This window comes from Sutcliffiella halmapala (assembly GCF_050107295.1).
GTDB lineage: Bacteria > Bacillota > Bacilli > Bacillales > Bacillaceae_I > Sutcliffiella_A > Sutcliffiella_A halmapala_A.
On sequence record NZ_JBNIKR010000004.1, the window covers coordinates 181,270 to 204,540 of the forward strand.

The following is a 23,271-nucleotide window of genomic DNA, read 5'->3' on the forward strand; positions in this document are numbered from 1 at the left end:
GTTGTGTGGGAAGCCAAGTGAAAAAAAGCCCAAAATAAAAAACGACCCAAGTGGATCGTCTTTCATTAGGCAGTAGCGCCGTTTACTTTTTTCGCTAGGCGAGATTTTTGACGGTTTGCTGCATTCTTGTGGATGATACCGTTTTGAGCAGCTTTGTCTAAACGCTTCGCAGCTTCTAAGTAAGCAGTTTTGGCACCTTCAACATCGTTGTTGGCAACAAAAGCTTCTACTTTCTTCACAGCAGTACGCATAGAAGACTTAATAGTAGCGTTATGAGCACGACGTACATCGTTAGTTTTTACACGTTTAATAGCAGATTTAATGTTTGGCATATCTTTCACCTCCATACAATTCGACGATCGAGATTATATAAAACTCGACATTTCTATACTTATAAGAACAAGTGATATTCTATCAAATCCATGATGATTATGCAATAGGGAGTCAAGGTAATTTTCTTGAAAGTGGTTTCTTCCATGAAATTATTGTTTCAAATATCGTAAAAAAGCCGATTTGAACCTAAGAATATTGGATGCATGAAAAGCGCGGAAAAGGTAAAAATAAAACTAAAATTTGGCAATACTGGAGGTCCTTATGAATAATCAATCATTGGATTTAAGTCAATATAGTGTAAGAACGGATTTGGCAATCGAAGCAAACCAGATGGCGATGGAGAAACAGGAAAGGGAATCAACCACGTCACAAACGGGAGGATCCACAACCGCTCAGCCTGGTGGCCAGCCTTCCACGGCGATCGAAGGAGTGGTGGTTAAAGAACGCCAGACCGACGGAATTAACATTACAACTGTAACCATCTCTGAAAAAGGTGCAGAAATGACAGGCAAAAAAGCTGGTAATTATTTGACCTTGGAAACCACGGCAATCCGTCAACAGGACACTGATCTGCAGCAGAAGGTGGAAAGGGTTTTTGCAAAAGAATTTAGCGCATTTTTGGATGGCATGAAAATATCCAAGGATGCAAGTTGTCTAGTCGTTGGACTTGGAAATAAAAATGTGACGCCGGATGCACTCGGACCGCTAACATGCGAGAACCTGCTCATTACAAAACACCTTTTCACCCTTCAGCCGGAATCGGTACAGGACGGCTTTCGACCGGTAAGTGCGCTCACACCGGGAGTGATGGGGTTAACGGGGATCGAAACGAGTGACATCATCGTCGGGGTAGTTGAAAAAACGAAACCTGACTTTGTCATTGCCATCGATGCACTGGCGGCCCGTTCTATTGAACGAGTTAATGCAACAATCCAGATTTCCGATACAGGTATTCACCCAGGATCAGGAGTGGGGAACAAAAGAAAAGAACTGAGTCTAGAAACACTTGGAATCCCGGTTATCGCGATTGGCATACCTACTGTTGTCGATGCGGTATCCATGGCGAGCGATACAATAGATTTCATTTTGAAACATTTTGGAAGGGAAATGCGTGAAGGCGATAATCCATCAAGATCACTAGTGCCTGCCGGAATGAGTTTCGGTGAAAAACGGAAGCTGACAGAAGAGGATCTGCCTGCAGATGAGCACCGTCAAAACTTCCTTGGCCTTGTCGGGACATTGCCTGATGAAGAAAAAAGAAGACTGATCCATGAAGTCCTTTCCCCACTTGGCCATAACCTGATGGTTACACCAAAAGAAGTGGATGATTTTATCGGCGATATGGCAAATGTCATTGCGGAAGGACTGAATGCAGCCTTGCATGCACATGTTGGCCAGGATAATGTAGGCGCCTATACCCATTAATCGACAGCTTGTTCTACTCTTTCCCACTAATGCATACACATAGTAGCAATTAGCATAGAAAGGGTGAAAGCATGAAGGGCTACCGCTCGTCAAACGTCGTCGTAACAGTAAATGGGACAAGCTTGAAAAAAGCAATCGTAGCAGTGATCTTGGGATTCATACTCGTATTTGCGGTATCCGGTTTAATGACATCACTTAAGCCGGAATATAGGGTCACTTCGAGTTCTATCAATGAATTTTCCAAAAGACTGAATGGAGAATCTCTTTTATATATTTTAGGATATACAAATGCGTATTTTACACAGGGTCTGTCGGAGGAGGCGAAGAAGCCAAATTATGGCTCTGCACTGTTTGAGCTGACAACCAGCATCAATCTGGATGATCCGAGAAGTTTGATAAGAAATGAAATACCCGGATTCGTACATTTTGATGGTGAAATTCTCGTGGCTGGTGAAGGGGTGAACTATTCGAATATGCCGATGGAATCTTCACCACCGATGGAAGTGCTGTTAGCTGAAAGGGAGGCTTCAGTCGTGGAATTGGAAGAGGAAAATGACTCCACTCCACCTCCTGCTCAAACTACTGGAGATAAGCGGACGGTCTTCATCTACCATTCCCATTCACGTGAATCGTTTCTCCCATATTTGAAGGGTGTGACCAATCCAGATCATGCCAGTCATCCGGAAGTGAACGTCACACAACTCGGTGAAAAACTTCAACAAGAACTGATTGATAGAGGAATCGGGACTGACATTGATACAACAGATACAGCTTTAGGGTTGAAGCAAAAGAGTTGGACATACGGGAAGTCCTATGACATCACACGTCCGATCGTGCAAGAAGCGATTGCAAGTAACCAGGATCTCAACTATTTGATAGATATCCATCGGGATTCGGGGCGCAGGGCAGCTACGACAATCGATATAAATGGTGAATCATTTGCAAAATTATATTTTGTAATCGGAAAGAAAAACCCTAATTTTGAAAAGAATCAAGCAATAGCGAACAAGATACATCAGAAACTAAATGAGAAGTATCCAGGTCTCAGCAAAGGTTTGTTTGCCCCTAAGGTTGTGGCAACACGTAACGGTCTCTACAATCAAGATCTATCTCCAAACTCTCTGCTTATAGAAGTCGGTGGAGTTGACAATACTTTTGAAGAGATGAACAGAACTCTTGAAGTATTTGCGGATGTATTCAGTGAAATCTACTGGGATGCTGAAAAAGTGGATGGTACTCCAGAGGGAGAACGTCAATAAAGTGTAATAGGAGCTGAAAGTGCGATGAAAAGATTTTTGTTCATGAGTGGACTCATTACAATGGTTTTATTTCTTGGAGTGCTTTTGGGCATGCAGCAGGCCAATGAGGGCATGCGCAAGATGAAGGGCTATGACGATCCCTCCGATGGCAAAGCGTTTCATGTCGTCGAGACCACTGAAGGCTATAATGGTACATTCCTCGGCAACGAGATCACTTCACAGGATATAAAAGAAAAGCAGGAAAAACTGGAAGGAATCAAGGGGTTCAATTTTTTCTCCTCCATGGGAAAGAAGCTGGCAGACGGAGTGAGCAGCCTGATGTCAGGGCTGTTGAACGATGCTGCCGATAAAATCGAAGAGCAAGTCAGTGAATAGAGTGGGCGGTCCTATGTAGGGCCGTTTTTTGGTTCACTGGGCAGGGGGCTACATTCAACCAACCTCCCCTTGCAGATTGCCCCCCTTCACCGATTACCATTGAATCTTCCCTACGCTATTGTTATAATCAGAAATAGTGTACGTTGCCGAAAGTGTAGGAGTGAAAGAGATGAACAGAGAAGAACGTTTAAAAAGACAAGCAAAGATCAGAAACTTTTCCATTATCGCCCATATTGACCATGGTAAATCGACCTTGGCCGATCGTATTTTGGAAAAGACATCGGCTTTGACTCAAAGGGAAATGAAGAATCAGCTTTTGGATTCGATGGACCTTGAGCGTGAGCGTGGAATTACCATTAAATTAAATGCCGTGCAGTTAAAATATAAAGCGAAGGATGGAGAGCAATACATTTTCCATCTGATCGACACTCCGGGACATGTGGATTTTACATATGAAGTTTCTCGAAGCTTGGCTGCCTGTGAAGGAGCCATTTTAGTTGTGGATGCAGCGCAGGGAATTGAAGCCCAGACGCTTGCTAATGTTTATTTGGCATTGGATAACAACCTTGAAATCATGCCGGTCATCAATAAAATTGACTTGCCGAGTGCTGAGCCGGAGCGAGTTCGCCAGGAAATTGAAGATGTAATCGGTTTGGATGCATCGGATGCTGTTTTGGCAAGTGCAAAAGCTGGCATAGGGATTGAAGATATCCTTGAGCAAGCGGTGGCAAAGATTCCAGCGCCGCAGGGTGATCCGGATGCGCCATTGCAAGCACTTATCTTTGACAGCCTATTCGATCCATATCGTGGAGTTGTTGCGTACATTCGTGTCGTGAACGGAACCGTCAAGGTTGGCGACAAGATTAGAATGATGGCAACCGGCAAGGAGTTTGAGGTCAATGAAGTGGGTGTATTTACTCCAAAAGCGTTGATGCTTGATGAATTGACGGTCGGCGATGTTGGGTTCTTGACAGCTGCAATCAAGAACGTAGGGGACACTCGAGTGGGTGACACCATAACTAGTGCAAAGAATGGTGCAACAGAGCCCCTTCCAGGGTACCGTAAATTGAACCCGATGGTATATTGCGGACTTTATCCGATTGATTCCGCAAAGTTCAATGATCTTCGTGATGCATTGGAAAAGCTGGAACTGAATGATTCAGCGCTTCAATATGAGCCAGAGACTTCCCAGGCGCTGGGCTTTGGTTTCCGTTGTGGATTCCTTGGATTGCTTCATATGGAAATCATTCAGGAGCGTATTGAGCGTGAGTTTAATATCGACTTGATTACTACAGCTCCATCCGTTATCTATCAGGTACACTTAACAAATGGAGACTCGTTCAATGTTGATAACCCGTCCAATTTTCCTGACCCGCAAACGATTGATCGTGTCGAGGAGCCTTATGTAAAAGCAACAATAATGGTCCCGAATGAATATGTTGGGGCGGTTATGGAACTTTGCCAGGACAAGCGCGGTAACTTTATTGATATGCAGTATCTGGATGATATTCGAGTGAGTATCGTATATGAAATTCCTTTGGCAGAAATCGTGTATGATTTCTTTGACCAGTTAAAATCGAATACAAAGGGCTATGCTTCCTTTGATTATGAACTGATTGGGTACAAGCCTTCCGCTTTATCGAAAATGGATATTCTTCTAAATGGAGAAAAAGTCGATGCACTTTCCTTCATCGTGCATAGGGATTCTGCCTATGACAGAGGGAAAATAATCGTGGAGAAACTTAAAGAGCTTATCCCGAGACAACAGTTCGAGGTTCCGATCCAAGCGGCAGTCGGTCAAAAGATCATTGCCAGATCGACGATAAAGTCCATGGGTAAAAACGTATTGGCAAAATGTTACGGTGGAGACATTTCCCGTAAGCGTAAGCTTTTGGATAAGCAAAAAGAAGGTAAAAAACGCATGAAGCAGGTTGGTTCTGTGGAAGTGCCGCAGGAAGCCTTCATGGCAGTTCTGAAAATGGACGATTCTGCGAAGAAAAAGTAATATATAGCCTCAGCCGAAAAATACCGCAGACCTACTGCGGTATTTTTTCATAAAAAATTTGTAGGGATAAATTAAGGGAAGTGTGATTTTTATGATTAAATCAGCATATCTCCATATACCATTCTGTCATCATATCTGCCATTACTGTGATTTTAATAAAGTCTTTTTGAAAAACCAGCCGGTGGATGAATATCTGCAGTTTATGGATATGGAAATGAAACATACATTGGAGCGGTTTCCTGCCGATCAACTTGAGACGATTTTTGTTGGTGGCGGAACTCCGACGGCATTAAATGAAAAGCAGTTGGCATTCTTGCTGCAGTCGGTTCAGGGGAATTTCCTTGTGACGCAGGATATGGAGTATACCTTTGAAGCAAACCCGGGAGATCTTTCCCTTGAGAAGCTCCGCCTTTTAAAAGAAGGAGGGGTCAATCGCCTAAGCTTTGGTGTACAAAGCTTTAACGATGAGCTTTTAAAAAGAATCGGCCGCACGCACAGGAAAGAGGATGTATTCAAATCGATCGAGCACGCGCGGGCAGCCGGTTTTGATAATATCAGTGTGGATCTGATTTACAGCTTGCCTGACCAAACGGTGGAGGATTTTCAGGACACACTTCGTACAGCATTCTCGCTGGATATGGAGCATTACTCTGCTTACTCCCTGATCATCGAACCGAAGACGGTCTTTTATAATCTGATGAACAAAGGAAAACTTCCCCTTCCCACCGAGGAGGAGGAAGTAAAGATGTATGACGTGCTAATGAATGAAATGGAAAAGCATGGCTACCATCAGTATGAAATATCCAATTTTGCAAAAAAGGGATACGAGAGCAGGCACAATATCACGTATTGGGACAATGCATCCTATTACGGAATAGGAGCCGGCGCGCATGGGTATGTAGAAGGAGTGCGCCTTGCCAATCATGGTCCCTTGAAGAAATATATGGATGCCATTTCGGAAACGGGCCTCGCCGTTAAAGAAGAACATAAGGTGACCCGGGAAGAAATGATTGAAGAGGAGATGTTCCTTGGACTGCGAAAAACACAGGGAGTATCCATTTCCGGGTTTGAACGGAAATTTGGCGATGATCCACTTAGGATACTGAAAGAACCGATTGATGAAAACGTTAATAAAGGGCTGCTGGAAATACAAGGAGACTATGTCCGACTGACCAGAAAAGGGAAATTTCTCGGTAATGAAGTTTTTCAAGCATTTATTGGTGCGATCTGATTGACATGTGAATGGGTATTTGGTAATTTATTTATAGAATTAGCACTCGACTTACAGGAGTGCTAACAGAGGTGATGCTGAGTGCTTACAGAACGACAGTTGTTGGTGTTGCAAGTTATTATTGACGACTTCATCCGTTCTGCACAACCTGTGGGCTCAAGGACGCTTTCTAAAAAAGATGAAATATCCTTCAGTTCTGCCACAATCAGAAATGAAATGGCAGATTTGGAGGATCTCGGTTTTATCGAAAAAACGCATACCTCTTCAGGTAGGGTTCCATCAGAAAAAGGGTATCGCTATTATGTGGACCACTTGCTTTCTCCTGAAAGGCTGACAAAGCAGGATGTGTTTGAGATAAAATCCATTTTTAGAGAGCAGATTTATGAAATGGAAAAGATCGTGCAGAAATCCGCTCAGATACTTTCCGATCTGACGAAATATACGTCCATTGTCCTTGGACCGGGTGTTAGGGATCATAAGCTGAAGAATTTGCAGATCATCCCGATAAACCATGAGCAGGCAGTTGCGATTATTGTAACGGATACAGGTCATGTAGAAAACCGCATGATAACATTTCCAGCCAATATGGATGCATCTGACATTCAAAAAATGGTGAACATTTTAAACGAGCGTTTGGTAGGGGTGCCGTTATCCGAGCTTATCAACAAGCTATACAAAGAGGTGGCCACTCTCCTGCGTTCTCATATAGGAAATTATGAAAATATCCTGCAATCGTTAAGTACCACTCTGTACATGGAAGAGAAGGACCGAGTGTTTTTTGGTGGAAAGACCAATATGCTCACGCAGCCCGAGTTCAATGATATTAATAAGATTCGTTCCCTGATGCTTTTAATTGATCAAGGGAAGGACCTGTCTCAGCACATTCGGGCAAAAGAGGCAGGCATTCACGTGAAGATCGGCAGTGAGAACAACATTCCAGGTATGGAAGGATGCAGTATCATATCCGCAACCTATTCCATCGGTCCGGAACAATTGGGTACGATAGCGTTACTCGGACCCACACGGATGGAATATTCACGCGTGATCAGTCTCCTTCAACTTGTCAGTTCCGACCTTTCACATGTCGTGTCAAAGCTGTATCAAAAGGACTGAGCATGGAAATATTGTTAGAGGGGTGTTGTAAGATACCGCACTTTTCTCATGATCTAAGTAATAAAAAATGCTCTGTTAATGTTCTATCTTGATGCTCTAACCGTCTCCAGCTGTTGATTGGAGCACAAGTCGTAGACTCCTCGAAAATGCAAGCATTTTCTTCGTGCGATGTATCGCTGCCGGAGCCTTCCTTGTCCTGCGGGAGAAGCGGGTCAGGGAGACCCCGCAGGCGAAGCCGAGGAGGCTCCCTACCCGCACGCGGAAAGCGCAGACTTGTGCGAAAATCAACAGCGGCGTTTAACGCAACACAAAAAAGATCCATACACTTTAGAGGAGGTGAAACCATTGGTAGAAAAGAACGAACAAGCAACTGTTGAAAATGAAGAAGTGACTGTAGAAGAGAATGAGGAAGCTGCAGAAGCTGTACAAGAGGTGGAGGTATCACCTGAACAGCAGAAGATTGAAGAGCTTGAAGCTAAGCTTGAAGAATCGGAAAACCGTTATCTTCGCCTGCAGGCTGATTTCGATAACTTCCGCCGTCGAACAAGACTTGACCAGGAGGCTGCGCAAAAATATCGCGCGCAAAATCTTGTTACAGATATACTTCCTGCTTTGGATAACTTTGAGCGAGCACTTAAAGTGGAAGCTGAGGATGAAAAAACAAAAACATTCTTGCAAGGCATGGAAATGGTGCACCGCCAGTTAATGGAAGCATTAAAGAATGAAGGCCTTGAAGCTATTGATTCTGTAGGCCAGGAATTCGATCCGCATCTACACCAGGCAGTGATGCAGGTGGAGGAAGGCGAAGGCGAATCCAATACAGTCCTGGAAGAGTTCCAAAAAGGATACAAACTGAAAGACCGCATCATTCGCCCATCCATGGTGAAAGTAAAGCAATAATTCAACAGAAATAGTTTAACTACATATAAGCATTAGGAGGAAAACAAGATGAGTAAAATTATCGGTATTGACTTAGGTACAACCAACTCATGCGTTGCTGTCCTTGAAGGCGGCGAGCCGAAAGTAATTCCAAATCCGGAAGGCAACAGAACAACTCCATCCGTTGTGGCATTCAAAAATGGGGAGCGTCAAGTAGGGGAAGTGGCAAAGCGTCAATCAATCACGAACCCTAACACGATCATGTCCATCAAACGCCACATGGGTACAGACTATAAAGTGGAAGTGGAAGGCAAAGAGTACTCTCCACAAGAGGTTTCTGCTATCATCCTTCAACACTTAAAAGGCTATGCTGAAGAGTATTTAGGGGAAACAGTAACAAAAGCGGTTATCACTGTTCCTGCTTACTTCAACGATGCCGAGCGTCAAGCAACTAAAGATGCCGGTAAAATTGCTGGCTTGGAAGTGGAACGTATCATCAACGAGCCGACTGCAGCTGCATTGGCATACGGTTTGGATAAAATGGACGAAGATCAGACCATCCTGGTTTATGACCTTGGTGGCGGAACGTTTGACGTTTCTGTACTTGAGCTTGGAGACGGCGTGTTTGAAGTACGCTCTACAGCCGGTGACAACCGACTTGGTGGAGACGACTTTGACCAAGTGATCATCGACTATCTTGTGGCAGAATTCAAAAAAGAGAACGGTATTGACCTTTCTAAAGATAAAATGGCGTTGCAACGTCTGAAAGATGCTGCTGAAAAAGCGAAAAAAGATCTTTCCGGTGTAACAAGCACGCAAATTTCCCTACCTTTCATCACGGCTGGAGAAGCTGGACCACTTCACTTGGAAGTGAGCTTATCCCGTGCGAAATTTGACGATATTACTTCCTCTCTAGTGGAGCGTACAATGGGTCCTGTTCGCCAAGCGCTACAAGACGCTGGTATCTCCGCTTCTGAGCTTAATAAAGTAATTCTTGTAGGTGGATCTACTCGTATCCCTGCAGTACAAGATGCAATCAAGAAAGAAACTGGAAAAGATCCACACAAAGGGGTTAACCCGGATGAGGTTGTTGCATTAGGTGCTGCAATCCAAGGTGGAGTATTGACTGGTGACGTAAAAGACGTTGTACTTCTTGACGTTACACCACTTTCTTTAGGAATTGAAACAATGGGCGGAGTTTTCACGAAGCTTATCGAAAGAAACACAACAATTCCTACAAGTAAGTCCCAAGTATTCTCAACAGCTGCTGACAGCCAAACTGCAGTAGATATCCATGTGCTTCAAGGCGAGCGCCCGATGGCAAACGATAACAAAACACTAGGTCGTTTCCAATTGACGGACATCCCGCCAGCACCTCGTGGCGTGCCACAAATCGAAGTATCCTTTGATATCGACAAAAATGGTATCGTAAACGTTCGTGCGAAAGACCTTGGCACAAACAAAGAGCAAACAATCACAATCAAATCTTCTTCCGGTCTATCTGAGGATGAGATCCAACGCATGGTAAGAGAAGCGGAGGAAAATGCGGATGCAGATAAGCAACGCAAGGAAGAAGTGGAACTTCGCAACGAAGCGGACCAACTTGTATTCACTACTGAAAAAACACTGAAGGAAGTAGAAGGTAAAGTGGAAGAAGCAGAAGTGAAAAAAGCGGAAGATGCGAAGGAAGAATTGAAAGCTGCAATCGAGAAAAACGATTTAGCGGAAATTCGCACAAAGAAAGATGCACTTCAGGAAATCGTACAACAGCTTTCCATGAAGCTTTATGAGCAGGCAGCACAAGCACAGCAAGCCGCACAAGGAGCGGAAGGCGCAGAAGGCGGATCTGCAAACCAGGACGACAACGTTGTGGACGCAGAGTACGAAGAAGTGAACGACGACAAGAAATAAGCTTAAGTCTCCGGACTTTTGAAACATCCAAAGAAGAAAGTCGAAGCCTAGGCTTTGACTTTCTTTTTCATGTAAATAGAAATCACAAAATGGGATGGAGAGGTCTAACCTTTTATTGCTTTTTAAGGCTCGAAAGTGATACAATAACCTTTATGTGAATAGATCGGGAGTGGGTATTTAATGAGTAAACGCGATTACTATGAAGTACTTGGCGTCAGTAAAAGCGCGTCGAAAGATGAACTGAAAAAGGCATACCGCAAGTTGTCAAAACAATACCATCCAGACATCAACAAAGAAGCGGATGCAGCTGATAAATTCAAGGAAATCAAGGAAGCCTATGAAGTACTAAGTGATGATCAGAAGAGAGCGCACTATGACCAATTCGGCCATACCGACCCTAACCAAGGGTTTGGTGGAGGCTCCGATTTCGGTGGAGGCTTCGGGTTTGAAGATATTTTTGAAACATTCTTTGGCGGACAGGGTGGCGGCAGAAGACGCCGTGATCCGAATGCTCCAAGACAAGGATCTGATCTTCAATACACCATGACGCTTAACTTTGAGGAAGCGGCGTTCGGCAAGGAAACCGACATTGAAATACCGGTGGAAGAATCCTGTGACTCATGTTCCGGAACAGGCGCGAAGCCTGGAACGAAAGTGGAAACATGTTCAAATTGCCGTGGTACAGGTCAGGAGAGTGTCGAGCAGAACACTCCATTTGGACGTATTGTCAACCGCCGTACATGTTCGGTGTGTAAAGGAACAGGAAAATCGATTCCTCATAAATGTTCAGCTTGCCATGGGGCAGGCCGTGTGAAAAAACGCAATACCATCCATGTGAAAATTCCTGCGGGTATCGATGATGGACAGCAACTGCGTGTAGCGGGCAAAGGGGAAGCCGGCGTGAATGGTGGACCTGCTGGTGACCTATACATTGTATTCCATGTTCGCAATCATGAATTCTTCGAACGTGATGGTGATGATGTATACTGCGAAATGCCGATCACGTTTGCACAAGCTGCACTTGGTGATGAAGTAGAGGTGCCGACACTGCACGGAAAAGTGAAATTGAAAGTTCCTGCCGGTACACAGACAGGTACGAATTTCCGCTTAAAAGGAAAAGGAATTGCCAATGTACGTGGATACGGACAAGGAGATCAGCATATAAAGATTCGAGTTGTTACTCCTACAAAGCTTACAGAAAAGCAGAAGCAGCTGATGCGTGAGTTTGCTGAAATCAGCGGCCAATCTCCGGACGAAAATGAAGATGGCTTTTTTGCAAAAGTGAAACGAGTGCTTAAGGGAGAATAATCATTAATGGTAGGATTGGAGTTGGTATTATGAAATGGTCAGAAATTAGTATTCATACAACAAATGAAGCGGTTGAACCGATTTCACATATTCTTCACGAGGCTGGCGCCAGTGGAGTGGTGATCGAGGATCCATTTGATCTCACGAAGGAAAGAGAAGATAAATTCGGGGAGATATACCAACTCAATCCTGATGATTATCCGGAAGAAGGAGTTATCATGAAGGCCTACCTGCCGGTTAACAGCTTTTTGGGGGAAACGGTAGAGGGGATTAAAGAGGCGATCAACAATCTGCTCTTATTTGATATCGACCTTGGACTCAACAATATTTCCATCAGCGAAGTAAATGAAGAGGAATGGGCGACAGCCTGGAAAAAGTATTATAATCCTGTCAAAATATCCGAGAAATTCACCATCGTCCCAACTTGGGAAACGTATGAGCCTGTCAGCTCGGATGAAAAAATCATTGAGCTTGACCCAGGTATGGCATTCGGAACGGGAACCCACCCTACAACCGTCCTTTGCATTCAGGCCATCGAACGCACCGTGAAACCTGACGACAAGGTCATTGATGTAGGAACCGGCTCTGGTGTCTTAAGCATTGCTGCAGCCATGATGGACGCACAACAGGTACTCGCTTTGGACTTGGATGATGTAGCAGTGGAATCCGCCAAGCTCAATATCAAGCTGAATAAAGTGCATCCACGTGTTACAGTGAAACAGAACAACCTTCTTAACAATGTGGAAGGGCCTGTTAATGTGGTGGTTGCCAACATCCTTGCTGAAGTCATTGTCCGATTCACAGATGACGTTAACAGGATATTGGAGAACGGTGGCACATTTATTTCTTCAGGTATAATCAGTACGAAAAAGCAGGAAGTAAAGGATGCACTGATCAAATCCGGCTTCAAAATTGAAGAAACGATGATGATGGAAGATTGGGTTGCCTTTATTGCGAAAAAAGAACACTAAGAAAGCGGGATAGCCATGCAGCGTTATTTTGTCCATTCCAATCAAATAGAGGATCAAGCAGTTACCATTACTGGCGAAGATGTTCATCATATAGTCAGGGTGATGCGGATGAATGTAGAGGATCAATTACTCTGCAGCCTTTCTGATACAAGGAGGACGGCCCTCTGTCAAATTGCTGAAATTACCAATGATATGGTTGTCGCCACTATTGTAGAATGGATAAGTGCTGAAGTGGAATTACCGGTTCGTGTTACCATTGCGAACGGGCTGCCCAAAGGGGATAAATTGGAACTTGTCATTCAAAAGGGAACAGAGCTTGGCGCAGAAATGTTTATCCCCTTTAATGCTGCCCGTTCCATCGTGAAATGGGATGAAAAAAAAGGTCAGAAAAAGGTGGAGCGCTGGAACAAGATTGCCAAGGAAGCTGCCGAGCAATCCCATCGTTCCTCCCTGCCTGAAGTAACAGCTCCACTTTCATTTACAGAGCTGTTGAAGGAAAGCGGGAACTACCATCATAAACTTGTCGCTTATGAAGAAAGTGCCAAAGAGGGGGAGCGTTCAGCTTTTGCCCAGGCGCTTCGTAAAATGAATGCGGGGGAATCTGTACTGGTTCTGTTCGGACCAGAAGGTGGATTATCCGAAAAAGAAATAGATAAGCTTACCGAATGCGGTTTTGTCTGCTGTGCATTGGGCCCAAGGATTCTAAGAACAGAGACGGCACCGCTCTATGCGCTCAGTGCCATATCGTATCATTTTGAACTAATGAATTAATGTGAGGTGAAAAACATGCCAACTGTTGCCTTTCACACACTTGGATGTAAAGTAAATCATTACGAAACAGAAGCAATCTGGCAGTTATTCAAAGCGAATGATTATGAAAGAACGGAATTTGAAGGAACGGCAGATGTGTATGTCATCAATACATGTACGGTAACGAATACAGGTGACAAGAAAAGTCGCCAGGTCATTCGCCGTGCGATCAGAAAAAATCCGGACGCAGTTATCTGTGTTACAGGCTGTTACGCGCAGACCTCGCCTGCTGAAATAATGGCCATTCCTGGCGTTGATATCGTAGTGGGAACCCAGGATCGCGTAAAAATGCTTGAGTATATTGAACAATTCAAGCAGGAACGCCAACCGATAAACGGTGTAGGAAATATCATGAAAGCGCGTGTTTATGAGGAGCTTGATGTGCCTGCTTTCACTGACCGTACCCGTGCATCCTTGAAAATCCAGGAGGGGTGCAACAACTTCTGTACGTTCTGTATCATTCCATGGGCACGCGGTCTGATGCGTTCCCGTGATCCGGAAGAAGTTATCACACAGGCTCAACAATTAGTGGATGCCGGCTACAAGGAAATCGTACTAACCGGAATTCACACAGGCGGATACGGAGAAGATATGAAGGACTACAATTTTGCCATGCTTCTTCGTGAACTGGACAAAAGAGTCAAGGGTTTGAAGCGAATCCGTATTTCTTCTATTGAAGCAAGTCAAATTACCGATGAAGTAATTCAAGTATTGAACGATTCCGATAAAATTGTGCGCCATCTTCACATTCCAATTCAATCCGCTTCCAATACGGTTTTGAAAAGAATGCGCCGTAAATATACGATGGAATTCTTTGCTGACCGTTTGAACCGATTGAAGGAAGCATTACCTGGACTTGCGATTACCTCTGATGTAATTGTCGGCTTCCCAGGTGAAACGGAAGAAGAATTCATGGAAACATACAATTTCATCAAAGAGCATAAATTCTCTGAGCTTCATGTGTTCCCATACTCAAAGCGTACAGGAACGCCTGCAGCTCGTATGACAGATCAAGTGGATGAAGAAGTCAAAAATGAACGCGTACACCGTCTTATTGAACTTTCCAATCAGCTTGCAAAGGAATATGCTTCCATGTTCGAAGAGGAAGTATTGGAAGTGATTCCAGAGGAAATCTATAAAGAAGAATCAGAAAAAGGGTTGTATGTAGGATATACCGACAACTACCTGAAAGTGGTATTCCCAGCAAACGAAGAAATGGTCGGCAAGCTGGTAAAAGTGAAAATAACCAAAGCCGGCTATCCTTATAACGAAGGGCAATTTGTTCGTATCCTGGACGAAGCCACGCGTCTGGAAGAAGAACAGGTTCGCCTAAGTTCATAATAGTAAATGTAGTGATTCCATTGGAAAAGATGGAATCACTTTTTTTTGTGGAGAAAAAGTTAAAGGAAATACTATCATTGTACTCGCCAAAAACAATCAAACATGTTATGATGTCTAGGTGATGTTAGAGGTCAGACCTCTTATATTGAAAGGAGCATGAAACATGCATACAAACATTGGAGAAATCATTGATCATACATTATTAAAAGCAGACGCTAAAAAAGAAGAAATCGTAAAATTATGTAACGAAGCTAAAGAATACAACTTTGCTTCTGTGTGCGTTAACCCAACTTGGGTAAAAACCTCTGCAGAATTGCTAAAAGGCAGCGAAGTGGATGTTTGTACAGTTATCGGATTCCCACTAGGAGCCAATACTCCAGAAGTAAAAGCATTTGAAACAACCAATGCCATTGAAAACGGCGCTACTGAAGTGGACATGGTTATCAACATCTCAGCATTGAAAGACGGCGACAACGAGCTTGTGGAAAGAGACATCCGTGCAGTTGTGGAAGCAGCTAAAGGAAAAGCCCTGACAAAAGTGATCATCGAATCTTGCCTACTTACTGATGAAGAAAAAGTAAGAGCATGTGAACTTGCTGTAAAAGCTGGCGCAGATTTCGTTAAAACTTCTACAGGTTTCTCTACAGGTGGAGCAACAGTTGCTGACATCGCATTAATGAGAAAAACTGTTGGACCAGAAATCGGAGTAAAAGCTTCCGGTGGCGTTCGTGACGCGCAAGGAGCAAAAGAAATGATTGAAGCTGGTGCTACTCGTATCGGAGCAAGCTCCGGTATTGCAATCGTTAACGGATTGACTGCAGATAGCGACTATTAATATAGATGAGAAAGAGCGTCCTGATTATTGGGATGCTCTTTTTCTGTATTTTACACCTATGCGTGAGTGGTTTCTTTTGGCATTTTGTGTAAGTGAATAAGCTATATTTCATTGAGAAAATCGAAGCGTGAGAATTTTTCGAGTTGCGTGAGAATAGGACCGACTTGCGTGAGAATATCTTATCGTTATGTGAAGATAAAACGGAGTTCCGTGAGAATAACGCCGAAAATGTGAAGATAGGAGTAAGCTGAATGCATCCAGCCCTGCAATTCCCCTTTGAATAACCACACAGACCAACTTCTCAACGTGAAAAATCATTTCTACCTATGCAACCTCTCCACAAACCTCGAAAAAGGCTTTACGAACGGCAGTGCCACAAAAGAACAGACAATATTAAAAATTACGCTCGAATGGGCAAGCTGGACGTCGGCGCTCACAGCCAAATACTCCACAAGCTTACTCAGTAAAGGAATCAATGGAAAGAAAGCCAGAACACCGAAAACATTCAGCCAAATATGTGCGTAGGCGGTGAGCTTTGCTTCTTTTATCCCACCGATGCTTGCCATGAAGGCAGTGATGCATGTACCGATATTGGCTCCAAGCATAATTGCTATCCCTGCCGGCAGAGACAACAGCCCATTATTCAAAAAACTCATACTGATTCCGACAGTTGCAGAACTTGAATGGATGAGTGCCGTAATGACAGTCCCGATAAATACCCCGATTAAATGCCGGTCATTCGTATGCAGCAGAAACTCCTGTACATTCGGGAAAAGGGAAAGAGGAAGTGCCAGACTTTCAAATCCACCCATTGCGACAAAGAGGCATCCAAGACCGAAAATAGAAGATCCGATACTGAACGGAAGCTTCCTTTTTGAGAAAAGGAATAGAAACCCGATTATCAACAAGGGGAAGACATAATTAGAAATATCAAGGGTGATTAATTCTGTTGTCAATGTCGTTCCAATGTTGCTTCCAAGCATAATCCCGATGGACTGATAAAAACTGAGATAACCCGCAGCTACAAGGCCCACTGTGATGACCATGACTGCAGAACTGCTTTGAAGCAATGCCGTCAGTACCGCACCTACCATCATGCCTTTTACAGGGTGATCGGTAAAATGCTGAAGAAACCCTTTTGTTCTGTCCTCCGTCAGATTCAGAAGACCGGTGCGCATAACAGCCATTCCAAATAAAAATATCGCTAAATAAACACAAAACAACGTTATAATAGTAAACAAGCCCATCACCTCTCTTCAACTATATGGAGAAAGGTGGACAAGAATGACAAAAAGGAGTTGGATGCATGAGGAAATGGACGGAAAAAACAGTGATGCACAGCTACCCTGGAATGGTGGCGCTTGTTACAGCAATGTGCAACGGGAAAATAAATATAATGGCTGCCGGCTGGCATAGTTATATTTCATACGAGCCCCCTATTTATGGGGTCGCGATAGCCAAGGAAAGGTTCACGCATCATCTGGTAGAACAGTCAGGGGAATTTGCGATAAATTTTGTGCCGGAGGCTTATGCACATTACATACAATTTTCAGGGACAAAAAGTGGCGCCGAGACTGATAAATTGACGGCAATGAACGCACCCTATACGAAAGGGAGAACAATAGGAGCACCAATTCTCGACCATGCCTATGTTGCCTACGAGTGCAAGGTGATGGATCAGCGGACATATGGAGACCATGATTGGTTTGTTGGCGAGATGACCGGTTTTTATAAAGATGAAGAGCTTTTTCAGGAAAGCGGTCTTCCGCAGTGGGAAAAGCTTTCTATACCGCTTTATGTGGGGAGATCCCAGTATATGATGGCTGGGAAGGAAGCGCGTGTTTTAAATCTATATCACGATAACAGTATGAAGAAGAATGTTTAAAAGCATTTCCTTATAATTGTTGACCATCACAAACAGATATATTATAATTGGAAAGTACATGTTCCATACATGATTTTTTTGCGTTAGGTACATGTTTTTTCTGAAAATGTTAGTGGTTGTTCTGGAGGGAGGGAATTAGAATGTCAAAAACAGTTGTTCGTAAAAACGAATCGCTTGAAGATGCTCTTCGCCGTTTCAAACGTACAGTTTCAAAAACTGGGACGTTGCAAGAAGCAAGAAAGCGTGAATTCTATGATAAGCCAAGCGTAAAGCGCAAGAAAAAGTCTGAGGCTGCTAGAAAGCGTAAATTTTAACAAGAGGGTGTAAGAATGAGTCTTCTCGAGCGTTTAAATACCGATATAAAGCAAGCTATGAAGGATAAGGACAAAGAGAAGCTTTCCGTACTCAGAATGGTTAAGTCTGCAATTCAAAACGAAGCCATCAAGCATGGTAGAGATTTAACTGAAGAGGAAGAACTTACCGTATTGTCTCGTGAATTAAAGCAACGTAAAGACTCCCTCCATGAATTTGATAAAGCCGGTCGTGAAGACTTGGTTCATAAATTACAAGGTGAACTTGCGATAGTCGAACATTATTTGCCTGAACAGTTATCTGAAGAAGAAGTATCAGCAATTGTTCAACAGACAATCTCTGATGTGAACGCTACTTCAAAAGCTGACATGGGTAAAGTGATGGGAGCTTTAATGCCTAAAGTTAAGGGCAAAGCGGACGGTAGCCTTGTTAACAAACTTGTACAACAACATCTTTCATAAAAACATTAAAATAGCACCTTACATATGTAAGGTGCTATTTTTACATTCATTTCCTTACCCTCCAGTTTTTTTCTATAAACTCCGCCTTTATAAAAATATTTTCAATAAAAAATACATAAAATCTGAAACCTGACTGGAGTTTGTGCGTATTACTTATTAGGCACGGTGAAAGATAAAAAGGAAGAATGGTTGGAGAGGGGGACATCATGAAAAAGGTTCTTCGTATAGGTTATGTTAGTGCTTTTTTACTTGCTTTAATACTTTCTCTTTTTCCTATGGCGCCGTCAACTGTAGATAGTGCAGAAAAGCTTGTCTACGTCATTCCGGTTGAGGATACTGTTGAAAGTGGGCTGCTTGCCTTTATAAACAGGTCGATAGAGGAAGCGGAGGATGCAGGTGCAGATCTTATCATATACAAGCTGCATACTCCAGGAGGACTGGTGGATGCTGCAAGTGATATATCCAAGAGCTTCAAATCCACCTCTATCCCGAGTGTTGCTTTTATTGATACGAGGGCATTGTCGGCAGGTGCTTATCTCGCCCTGTATGCCGATGAAATCTATATGACTCCAGGAGCTACCATGGGGGCTGCTGCTGTGATCACCGGTGATGGAAATGCAGCAGATAAAAAATCCCAATCCTACTGGCTGCAGGAAATGGAAAATGCCGCAGAGTCAAGTGGAAGGAATCCATTGTATGCACAAGCCATGGCTGATACAGAAGTGGATTTGCCAGATCTGGGTGCTCCTAAAGGAGAATTACTGACACTGGGTCCAAAAGAAGCATTGGAGGTTGGGTATTCCGAAGGGACTGTGAAAAATCTTGACGAGCTACTCCAAACTTTGGGTTATGAGGAGGCGGAAGTGGTAAATGTCGAGGTTTCCTTCGCAGAGAATGTGGCACGTTTCCTGACAAACCCGATTGTAGTATCGATCCTGTTATCCGTAGGATCTTTGGGGCTTGTCCTTGAATTGTACTCTCCCGGGTTTGGAATTCCTGGTTTGATGGGGATCAGTTCCTTGTTACTGTTCTTTTACGGGCATCTGGTTGCAGGCCTGGCTGGGATGGAAACGATGATATTGTTCATACTCGGTGTCATATTTATAGTGCTAGAGATATTTGTGCCTGGGGGGATATTAGGCGTGTTGGGATTAGGGGCAGTGATAACAAGTTTCTTTTTTGCCACTGGTAATATAGTGGAGACAGGCATTTCTTTGTTGATTGCCATGGTTGTAACGGTTGTTGCGATGGTATTGCTTTTTACCGTATTCGGAAAGCGGATTCGTCTTTTTGACCGCATCATTCTTCGGGATTCCACCAATACGGAGCAGGGATATGTATCAAATGTATCGCGTATTGAACTGGTTGGGCAGGAAGGTGTAACATTGACGCCTTTAAGACCTGCAGGTACAGCCGTCATCAAAGAAGAGCGTATTGATGTTGTAACGGAAGGTAATTTTATCGGCTCCAACAAACGAGTAAGAATTGTAAAAGCGGAAGGTCCCAGAATTGTTGTAAGGGAAATACACACAGAAGATTTGACAGGAGGAAATAAATGATATGATGGATCCAACTTCATTGATAATTTTAGTAGCAGTTGTTTTAGGTATAATCTTTTTTGCGGTATTGATGACATTTGTACCGGTTATGCTCTGGATTTCAGCATTAGCTGCAGGAGTCAGAGTGAGTATCTTCACACTTGTAGGGATGAGATTAAGAAGGGTTATCCCAAGTCGAGTTATTAATCCTTTGATCAAAGCGCATAAAGCAGGCGTGGATGTAACAACAAACCAATTGGAGAGTCACTACTTAGCTGGAGGAAATGTGGACCGTGTTGTTAATGCGCTTATTGCTGCACAACGCGCAAACATTGAATTACCTTTTGAACGTGGAGCTGCAATTGATCTGGCAGGTCGTGACGTATTAGAAGCAGTTCAAATGTCCGTTAACCCTAAAGTTATCGAAACACCATTTATCGCCGGTGTCGCAATGGATGGCATCGAAGTGAAGGCGAAAGCACGTATTACCGTTCGTGCAAACATTGAACGTCTAGTAGGGGGTGCCGGTGAAGAAACCGTAATTGCCCGTGTAGGTGAGGGTATCGTTAGTACGATCGGTTCTGCTGATAATCATAAAAAAGTATTGGAAAATCCGGATATGATTTCACAAACTGTTTTATCCAAAGGTTTGGATGCAGGTACTGCGTTTGAGATCCTGTCCATTGATATTGCTGATATTGATATCGGGAAAAACATTGGTGCGGAATTGCAAACTGACCAAGCGGAAGCAGATAAGAAAATTGCTCAAGCTAAAGCAGAGGAGCGCCGTGCGATGGCCGTTGCTCAAGAGCAGGAAATGCGCGCCCGCGTAGAGGAAATGCGTGCGAAGGTTGTAGAAGCTGAAGCGGAAGTTCCACTAGCGATGGCAGAAGCATTACGTTCTGGAAATATTGGCGTGATGGATTATATGAACATTAAAAACATCACTGCTGATACTGACATGAGAGATTCTATCGGGAAGTTGAATGATACACCTGAAGATGGTGACAAGAAGTAATAAATGAAATGGGGGAAACGTTCGTTTTCCCTGCTCCTTTAGGAAGGGAGGAAGATTGACCATTGGGTAACATAATTGAATTATTCCTTCAAAATCCGCTTCTTTTGGTCCTTCTGATCGGTGCCATTACCGGACTGTTCGGGAAGAAGTCGAAACAAGAGGAACAAAAGAGACGTCAGCAGCAAAGGCAGCAAAGACAGGCCGAGCAGCAAACAGAAGCGCAGACACAATCTTCTTATCCAAACAATGAAACTGGATATAGAGAAGCAAAACACGAGAAAAAGCAGGAAAGCTTTGACTGGGATATAGACATTTTCACTGAAACAAAGGAAGAACTGGAAAAGAAAGTCAGAGAAACACTTTCGCCATATTTGGAGAAAAAGAAAGAGCAAGTCGTCACAGCAAAAGAAACCTCTCCATCAGCGATGAAAGAGAAAGTCCAGGAGCTTTCCATCAAACAACAGGAGATTGCTAAAAGCAGCCCCATTTTAAAGCAGGAGCTGCAACTTTCTGAAGGAAGAGTAGTTAAAAACCATAAAATCAACCCGAAACGTGTGGTGGAGGGTGTCATGTGGGCAGAAATCCTAGGACAGCCACGTTCGAGAAACCCTCATACCCCTATCTATTCGCAGCATTACGCTGCCTCTAGAAGGAAAGGTTAAAGAAATCCCATGCCGTTATGAACGGTATGGGATTTTTTTGATTGCCATGTAAATTCTGTGATAGAACCCTCATTTTTCTCATACATATGAGTGAAAGGGGGTTTTTCCATGCTCAAGAAGTTTCGTGCGAGAATGAACAGCTGGATTCAGGAAAATATGGAACTACCCGCAGATGTCATGATGGATCTGCCCCGCATAACCATGATTGGACAAATACATATATATATTGAAAATCATCGAGGATTGCTTACCTTCAGCGACACGGAGATAAGGCTTATGCTCAAACAGGGCCAGCTGCTTGTCAAAGGGGATTCTTTTGTCATAAGGACCATCCTTCCGGAAGAGATACTACTGGAAGGAAAAATAAGCCAAGTACTCTATTTGAATGAATGATATAGGAGGATTTTCATGAAAAACCAATGGATGAACTTTTTTTCAGGTAGTGTCAAAATCATTATTCATGGAAGAGGAGTGGAAAGGTTCCTCAATGACTGCACAAGAAATGGAATTCAAGTATGGCAAGTGAAAAAAATGGGGGCAGAGGCATACACCTGCTATATTCTGCTCAAGGATGTCAAAAAAGTAAGAAGGCTGATCAAAAATCAGGAATGCAAATTTCGTTTTCTGACAAGAAAGGGCGTCCCTTTTATGCTGCAATATTCCCTTAGAAATAGTGGAATCATTGCTGGCATCCTGTTGTGTCTGCTGACCATCTTCGTTCTTTCCAATATGGTGTGGAGTATTGAGATAAAAGGTGCCAATCCTGCGACAGAGCACAAGATTATGCAGGAATTGAACAAGCTTGGCTTAAAAAAGGGCAAGCTTCAGTTCTTTATCAAGGATGTGGAGAGCATCCAGCGAGATCTGACAGATACAATCAGTGAGATTACATGGATTGGAGTAGTCCTGAATGGAACATCCTATCATTTTGAAGTCGTAGAAAAGAATGAGCCGGAAAAGATTGAAAGCCTATCTCCAAGGAATCTGGTTGCGTCCAAAAAAGCGGTAGTGGTCAACATGTTCGTTGAAAAAGGACAACCAATGGTAGAAAGAAACGATCATGTGCAAAAAGGCCAGCTACTCATCTCGGGCACCATTGGCAAAGAGGGAGAACAAAAGTCGACTGCGGCTGTTGGGGAAGTGCTCGGGGAAACATGGTACATGTCTGTGGTGCCAATACCTTTAAAGACCATTTTACCAGTGTTTACCGGTGAGGTTTATAAAAAGCACTATGTTGAAATAGGGAATGTACGAATACCGGTTTGGGGATTTTTCGAACCGGAATACAAGATGAAAAAAGAATATGAAGCAAAACGGCCATTTTACTTCTTCAAGTGGAAGCTTCCTATCTCATACATGGGGAAAACGATTCATGAGTCTGAAATGGTGGAGAGAATCTATGATGAGGAAGAAGCGGTGGAAGAAGCCCTAGTGATTGGGAAAAAGGAGTTAAAAGAGAAATTAGCTGAAGATGCCACCATTATTGGTGAAAAAGTTTTGCACCATGAAACGGAGAATGGTAAAGTGAAAGTATCAATTCATTACCAAGTCATTGAAAATATTGTAAAAATAGAACCAATTATTCAAGGAGACTGAGGA

General features: G+C 43.4%; 23 protein-coding genes. 21 read left to right on the plus strand and 2 right to left on the minus strand.

Annotation, left to right across the window (positions count from 1 at the left end):
- Positions 1 to 65: 65 nt before the first annotated feature.
- Positions 66 to 332, minus strand: coding sequence for a 30S ribosomal protein S20 (rpsT, locus tag ACQCT5_RS08465; RefSeq protein ID WP_010196181.1), 267 nt, complete (start codon positions 330 to 332; stop codon positions 66 to 68).
- Between the two features lie 262 nt (positions 333 to 594).
- On the opposite strand from rpsT, the gene gpr reads away from it, so the two are divergent.
- The 13 genes from gpr (at position 595) to deoC (ending at position 15,796) form a co-directional block, all read left to right on the plus strand.
- Positions 595 to 1,758 carry a GPR endopeptidase gene (gene gpr / locus ACQCT5_RS08470; protein ID WP_499640876.1) on the plus strand — a complete coding sequence of 388 codons (1,164 nt, stop codon included), beginning with the start codon at positions 595 to 597 and terminating at the stop codon, positions 1,756 to 1,758.
- A gap of 71 nt (positions 1,759 to 1,829) precedes the next feature.
- Complete coding sequence (spoIIP, locus tag ACQCT5_RS08475) at positions 1,830 to 3,017, plus strand: stage II sporulation protein P (RefSeq protein WP_499640878.1); 1,188 nt, start codon at positions 1,830 to 1,832, stop codon at positions 3,015 to 3,017.
- A 24-nt stretch (positions 3,018 to 3,041) separates the two neighbouring features.
- Positions 3,042 to 3,392, plus strand: coding sequence for a DUF3679 domain-containing protein (locus tag ACQCT5_RS08480; protein ID WP_499640880.1), 351 nt, complete (start codon positions 3,042 to 3,044; stop codon positions 3,390 to 3,392).
- A gap of 169 nt (positions 3,393 to 3,561) precedes the next feature.
- On the plus strand, positions 3,562 to 5,397 hold the full coding sequence (gene lepA, locus ACQCT5_RS08485) for a translation elongation factor 4 (protein ID WP_499640882.1): 1,836 nt from the start codon (positions 3,562 to 3,564) through the stop codon (positions 5,395 to 5,397).
- 91 nt (positions 5,398 to 5,488) lie between these two features.
- Positions 5,489 to 6,628 carry a radical SAM family heme chaperone HemW gene (gene hemW, locus ACQCT5_RS08490; protein WP_499640884.1) on the plus strand — a complete coding sequence of 380 codons (1,140 nt, stop codon included), beginning with the start codon at positions 5,489 to 5,491 and terminating at the stop codon, positions 6,626 to 6,628.
- Positions 6,629 to 6,709: 81 nt separating this feature from the next.
- Positions 6,710 to 7,741 (plus strand): heat-inducible transcriptional repressor HrcA, encoded by a 1,032-nt coding sequence (hrcA, locus tag ACQCT5_RS08495; RefSeq protein WP_499640886.1) that lies wholly within the window; start codon positions 6,710 to 6,712, stop codon positions 7,739 to 7,741.
- Between the two features lie 336 nt (positions 7,742 to 8,077).
- Positions 8,078 to 8,641 (plus strand): nucleotide exchange factor GrpE, encoded by a 564-nt coding sequence (grpE, locus tag ACQCT5_RS08500; protein WP_499640888.1) that lies wholly within the window; start codon positions 8,078 to 8,080, stop codon positions 8,639 to 8,641.
- A gap of 48 nt (positions 8,642 to 8,689) precedes the next feature.
- Positions 8,690 to 10,531: a molecular chaperone DnaK gene (gene dnaK / locus ACQCT5_RS08505; RefSeq protein WP_499640890.1), complete on the plus strand. Its 1,842-nt coding sequence runs from the start codon at positions 8,690 to 8,692 to the stop codon at positions 10,529 to 10,531.
- A gap of 180 nt (positions 10,532 to 10,711) precedes the next feature.
- On the plus strand, positions 10,712 to 11,839 hold the full coding sequence (gene dnaJ, locus ACQCT5_RS08510; protein ID WP_499640892.1) for a molecular chaperone DnaJ: 1,128 nt from the start codon (positions 10,712 to 10,714) through the stop codon (positions 11,837 to 11,839).
- Between the two features lie 29 nt (positions 11,840 to 11,868).
- Complete coding sequence (gene prmA, locus ACQCT5_RS08515) at positions 11,869 to 12,810, plus strand: 50S ribosomal protein L11 methyltransferase (RefSeq protein ID WP_499640894.1); 942 nt, start codon at positions 11,869 to 11,871, stop codon at positions 12,808 to 12,810.
- Between the two features lie 15 nt (positions 12,811 to 12,825).
- Positions 12,826 to 13,581: a 16S rRNA (uracil(1498)-N(3))-methyltransferase gene (locus tag ACQCT5_RS08520; protein ID WP_499640896.1), complete on the plus strand. Its 756-nt coding sequence runs from the start codon at positions 12,826 to 12,828 to the stop codon at positions 13,579 to 13,581.
- A gap of 15 nt (positions 13,582 to 13,596) precedes the next feature.
- Positions 13,597 to 14,961 carry a tRNA (N(6)-L-threonylcarbamoyladenosine(37)-C(2))-methylthiotransferase MtaB gene (gene mtaB / locus ACQCT5_RS08525; protein WP_499640898.1) on the plus strand — a complete coding sequence of 455 codons (1,365 nt, stop codon included), beginning with the start codon at positions 13,597 to 13,599 and terminating at the stop codon, positions 14,959 to 14,961.
- A 163-nt stretch (positions 14,962 to 15,124) separates the two neighbouring features.
- Entirely contained in the window at positions 15,125 to 15,796 is a 672-nt protein-coding gene (deoC, locus tag ACQCT5_RS08530; RefSeq protein WP_417899538.1) for a deoxyribose-phosphate aldolase, read from the plus strand.
- A 320-nt stretch (positions 15,797 to 16,116) separates the two neighbouring features.
- On the opposite strand, the gene ACQCT5_RS08535 is transcribed toward deoC, so the two are convergent.
- Positions 16,117 to 17,043, minus strand: coding sequence for a Na/Pi symporter (locus ACQCT5_RS08535; protein WP_499640900.1), 927 nt, complete (start codon positions 17,041 to 17,043; stop codon positions 16,117 to 16,119).
- Positions 17,044 to 17,102: 59 nt separating this feature from the next.
- Between ACQCT5_RS08535 and ACQCT5_RS08540 the strand changes: the two genes are divergently transcribed.
- The 8 genes from ACQCT5_RS08540 to yqfD all read left to right on the plus strand — a co-directional run bounded on the left by ACQCT5_RS08540 (position 17,103) and on the right by yqfD (position 23,268).
- On the plus strand, positions 17,103 to 17,681 hold the full coding sequence (locus ACQCT5_RS08540) for a flavin reductase family protein (protein ID WP_499640902.1): 579 nt from the start codon (positions 17,103 to 17,105) through the stop codon (positions 17,679 to 17,681).
- A 140-nt stretch (positions 17,682 to 17,821) separates the two neighbouring features.
- Entirely contained in the window at positions 17,822 to 17,995 is a 174-nt protein-coding gene (gene rpsU / locus ACQCT5_RS08545; protein ID WP_047969380.1) for a 30S ribosomal protein S21, read from the plus strand.
- Between the two features lie 15 nt (positions 17,996 to 18,010).
- Positions 18,011 to 18,454: a GatB/YqeY domain-containing protein gene (locus ACQCT5_RS08550; RefSeq protein ID WP_499640905.1), complete on the plus strand. Its 444-nt coding sequence runs from the start codon at positions 18,011 to 18,013 to the stop codon at positions 18,452 to 18,454.
- A 206-nt stretch (positions 18,455 to 18,660) separates the two neighbouring features.
- Entirely contained in the window at positions 18,661 to 20,013 is a 1,353-nt protein-coding gene (locus ACQCT5_RS08555; protein ID WP_499640906.1) for an NfeD family protein, read from the plus strand.
- Positions 20,014 to 20,017: 4 nt separating this feature from the next.
- Positions 20,018 to 21,010 carry a flotillin-like protein FloA gene (gene floA / locus ACQCT5_RS08560; RefSeq protein ID WP_204416453.1) on the plus strand — a complete coding sequence of 331 codons (993 nt, stop codon included), beginning with the start codon at positions 20,018 to 20,020 and terminating at the stop codon, positions 21,008 to 21,010.
- Positions 21,011 to 21,072: 62 nt separating this feature from the next.
- Positions 21,073 to 21,672: a YqfB family membrane protein gene (locus tag ACQCT5_RS08565; protein WP_499640908.1), complete on the plus strand. Its 600-nt coding sequence runs from the start codon at positions 21,073 to 21,075 to the stop codon at positions 21,670 to 21,672.
- 108 nt (positions 21,673 to 21,780) lie between these two features.
- Positions 21,781 to 22,065 (plus strand): sporulation protein YqfC, encoded by a 285-nt coding sequence (gene yqfC / locus ACQCT5_RS08570; RefSeq protein WP_499640910.1) that lies wholly within the window; start codon positions 21,781 to 21,783, stop codon positions 22,063 to 22,065.
- A 15-nt stretch (positions 22,066 to 22,080) separates the two neighbouring features.
- Positions 22,081 to 23,268, plus strand: a complete 1,188-nt coding sequence (gene yqfD / locus ACQCT5_RS08575) for a sporulation protein YqfD (RefSeq protein ID WP_499640912.1) — start codon at positions 22,081 to 22,083, stop codon at positions 23,266 to 23,268.
- Positions 23,269 to 23,271: the final 3 nt, after the last annotated feature.

Bases quoted from the DNA above. Each gene is read 5' to 3' on its own strand.
- ACQCT5_RS08540 (WP_499640902.1), top strand. From the start codon at position 17,103: ATGAGGAAATGGACGGAAAAAACAGTGATGCACAGCTACCCTGGAATG.
- lepA (WP_499640882.1), top strand. From the start codon at position 3,562: ATGAACAGAGAAGAACGTTTAAAAAGACAAGCAAAGATCAGAAACTTT.
- ACQCT5_RS08520 (WP_499640896.1), top strand. From the start codon at position 12,826: ATGCAGCGTTATTTTGTCCATTCCAATCAAATAGAGGATCAAGCAGTT.
- spoIIP (WP_499640878.1), top strand. From the start codon at position 1,830: ATGAAGGGCTACCGCTCGTCAAACGTCGTCGTAACAGTAAATGGGACA.
- prmA (WP_499640894.1), top strand. From the start codon at position 11,869: ATGAAATGGTCAGAAATTAGTATTCATACAACAAATGAAGCGGTTGAA.
- floA (WP_204416453.1), top strand. From the start codon at position 20,018: ATGGATCCAACTTCATTGATAATTTTAGTAGCAGTTGTTTTAGGTATA.
- rpsT (WP_010196181.1), bottom strand. From the start codon at position 332: ATGCCAAACATTAAATCTGCTATTAAACGTGTAAAAACTAACGATGTA.
- ACQCT5_RS08535 (WP_499640900.1), bottom strand. From the start codon at position 17,043: ATGGGCTTGTTTACTATTATAACGTTGTTTTGTGTTTATTTAGCGATA.
- hemW (WP_499640884.1), top strand. From the start codon at position 5,489: ATGATTAAATCAGCATATCTCCATATACCATTCTGTCATCATATCTGC.
- ACQCT5_RS08555 (WP_499640906.1), top strand. From the start codon at position 18,661: ATGAAAAAGGTTCTTCGTATAGGTTATGTTAGTGCTTTTTTACTTGCT.
- mtaB (WP_499640898.1), top strand. From the start codon at position 13,597: ATGCCAACTGTTGCCTTTCACACACTTGGATGTAAAGTAAATCATTAC.
- ACQCT5_RS08550 (WP_499640905.1), top strand. From the start codon at position 18,011: ATGAGTCTTCTCGAGCGTTTAAATACCGATATAAAGCAAGCTATGAAG.
- yqfD (WP_499640912.1), top strand. From the start codon at position 22,081: ATGAAAAACCAATGGATGAACTTTTTTTCAGGTAGTGTCAAAATCATT.
- yqfC (WP_499640910.1), top strand. From the start codon at position 21,781: ATGCTCAAGAAGTTTCGTGCGAGAATGAACAGCTGGATTCAGGAAAAT.
- dnaK (WP_499640890.1), top strand. From the start codon at position 8,690: ATGAGTAAAATTATCGGTATTGACTTAGGTACAACCAACTCATGCGTT.
- dnaJ (WP_499640892.1), top strand. From the start codon at position 10,712: ATGAGTAAACGCGATTACTATGAAGTACTTGGCGTCAGTAAAAGCGCG.
- gpr (WP_499640876.1), top strand. From the start codon at position 595: ATGAATAATCAATCATTGGATTTAAGTCAATATAGTGTAAGAACGGAT.
- ACQCT5_RS08480 (WP_499640880.1), top strand. From the start codon at position 3,042: ATGAAAAGATTTTTGTTCATGAGTGGACTCATTACAATGGTTTTATTT.
- rpsU (WP_047969380.1), top strand. From the start codon at position 17,822: ATGTCAAAAACAGTTGTTCGTAAAAACGAATCGCTTGAAGATGCTCTT.
- deoC (WP_417899538.1), top strand. From the start codon at position 15,125: ATGCATACAAACATTGGAGAAATCATTGATCATACATTATTAAAAGCA.